Annotated in this window: 2 protein-coding genes; both read right to left on the bottom strand. The window is 72.8% G+C overall.

The annotated features are described in order from the left end of the window. The coding region (locus STRAU_RS28145; protein ID WP_037662423.1) for a type I polyketide synthase at positions 1-1,679 on the bottom strand (1,679 nt) is incomplete at its 3' end. A gap of 163 nt (positions 1,680-1,842) precedes the next feature. Then, a partial coding sequence (locus STRAU_RS43115; RefSeq protein ID WP_037662420.1) for an acyl carrier protein occupies positions 1,843-2,445 on the bottom strand: 603 nt, incomplete at its 5' end.

The raw sequence follows: 2,445 nt of genomic DNA, 5'->3' as shown, positions 1-2,445 counted from the left end.
GCGCACTCCCGCATCCGCTCGGCGAACACCGGGCTGGAGTCAAGGAGTTCACGTGCCATCCCCGCCCACTGCGAACCCTGCCCCGGGAACACGAACACGGGACGGACCGTGCCGCCCAGCGCCCGCCCGGTGACCACGTCGCCAGCCGTGCCCTCACCCTCGGCCAGCCGGTCGAGGCCGGCCAGCAGCTCATCCCGGTCCCGGCCGAGGACGACGCCGCGATGCTCGAACCGCGCCCGCGAAACCGCCAACGACCAAGCCACGTCGTCGGGTTGAAGGGCGGTGTCGGCCAGCAGCCGCTCCCGGATCTGTCCGGCCTGTGCCCGCAGCGCGCTCCCGCTCTTCGCCGACAGGGCCAGCGGCACCACGCCCGCGATCACCGACGGAGCGGCGGCGCCCTCCGGCTCGCCGGAGACCGAGTCATCGGAGACCGGCTCCTCGTCCGCCGGAGCCTGTTCCACGATCACATGCGCGTTCGTGCCGCTCATGCCGAAGGAGGACACGCCCGCGCGCCGGGGCAGGCCCGGCTCCCGCTCGGGCCAGTCCCGCGCACTGGTGAGGAGTTCGACGGTGCCCGCCGACCAGTCCACTTCGGTCGTCGGGGCGTCCACGTGCAGCGTCTTCGGCAGGACACCGGCCCGCAGCGCCATGACCATCTTGATCACACCGGCGACACCTGCGGCGGCCTGCGTGTGCCCGATGTTGGACTTCAACGAGCCCAGCCACAAGGGCCGTTCCTCCGAGTGCTCCTTGCCGTAGGTGGCGAGGAGTGCCTGTGCCTCGATCGGGTCGCCGAGCGTCGTGCCCGTGCCGTGCGCCTCCACCGCGTCGACATCACCGGCCGTGAGGCCCGCGTTCGCCAACGCGGCCCGGATGACGCGGCGCTGCGAAGGACCGTTGGGCGCGGTCAGGCCGTTGCTCGCGCCGTCCTGATTGACCGCGGAGCCGCGTACGACCGCGAGCACCCGGTGGCCGTTGCGCCGGGCGTCGGACAGCCGCTCGACCAGCAGCATGCCGACGCCCTCGCCCCAGCCCGTGCCGTCCGCGGCCTCCGCGAACGCCTTGCACCGGCCGTCCGCCTGCGCCGCCAGGTGCAGGGCGACCAGCGACGACGAGCACGCCGTGTCCACCGTCACCGCCGGTCCCTGGAGGCCGAGGACGTAGGAGAGGCGGCCGGACATGACGCTGGTGGTGTTGCCGGTGAGCAGGTGCCCCTCGACGCCTTCGGGGGCCTGCCGGACGCCTTCGCCGTAGCCCTGGTAGCCGGAGCCGACGAACACGCCCGCGCGGGTGCCGCGCAGGGTGGCCGGGTCGATGCCGGCCCGCTCGACGCGGGGCGAGATGCCGAAGAACGAGGCGTCGAAGTCGCCCGCGTCGTGCAGGAAGCCGCCGTGCCGGGTGTAGAAGGTGCCCTGCTTGTCCGGGTCGGGGTCGTAGCGGCCCTCGATGTCCCAGCCGCGGCCGTCGGGCAGTTCGCCGATGGCGTCGGCGCCGTCGGCGACGAGCCGCCACAGGTCCTCGGGCCCGCGTACGCCGCCGGGGAAGCGGCAGCTCATGCCGACGATCGCGATGGGCTCCCTGGAAGCCGCCGTGAGCTGCTGGTTCTGCCGTCGCAGCCGCTCGGTCTCCTTCAGAGACGCGCGCAGCGCTTCAACGACCGTGTCCGAAGGGCTCGTCATGTCCGGCTCCACATCCGTGCTGCGTCATTTCGCTGCGTCATTTCGCTGCGTCAGTTCGTGCTGCGTCAGTTCGTGCTGCGTCAGTTTGCTGCGTCAGTTCGTGCTGCGTCAGTTCGTGCTGCGTCAGGCGTTGCTCTGGTCCCGCGCCGCTCAGGAATCGCTGTCAGGAGTCGCTGTTGTCCATGGCCATCTGGATCAGGTTGGCCACGTCCATGGCGTCGATCGAGGCGTCCGCGTCTTCGTCGTCGGGCGCGGCCGGGGCCGTGTTCGGGTCCGTGTTCTGTTCGGCCAGCCGCAGGAGGGCGTCCATCAGTCCCGCCTCGCGGATGCGGGCGATCGGCACGGCGGCGAGGGCCCGGCGGACCGCGGCGTCCGCCGGGTCGTCCGCCGAGCCGTCGGCCGCGTCACCGGCTCCGGCGTCGGGCAGGAGTTCGGCGAGGAGCTGCTGGGACAGTTCCCCGGGGGTCGGGTGGTCGAAGACGAGGGTGCTGGGCAGGTTCAGGCCGGTCGCGGCGTTCAGGCGGGTGCGGAGTTCGACGGCGGTCAGCGAGTCGAAGCCGAAGTCCTTGAAGGCGCGGTCCTCCCGGACGGCCTCTGTGCCCGAGTGTCCGAGGACGGCGGCGACCTCCTCGCGTACCAGCTTCAGTACGGTCCGTTCGCGCTCGGCGGGCGAGGCGGCGGTGAGCCGATCGCGCAGGGCGGCCGCCGCGTCGGCGGCACCGGTCCCGTCGGCGGGGCGCGTGCCGGGTGCGCCGCCCGCGGCGTC

Source organism: Streptomyces aurantiacus JA 4570 (assembly GCF_000414115.1).
Taxonomy (GTDB): domain Bacteria; phylum Actinomycetota; class Actinomycetes; order Streptomycetales; family Streptomycetaceae; genus Streptomyces; species Streptomyces aurantiacus_A.
Note: the sequence above shows the minus strand (reverse complement) of the source record. Positions and strands in the feature narration are given on the sequence as shown.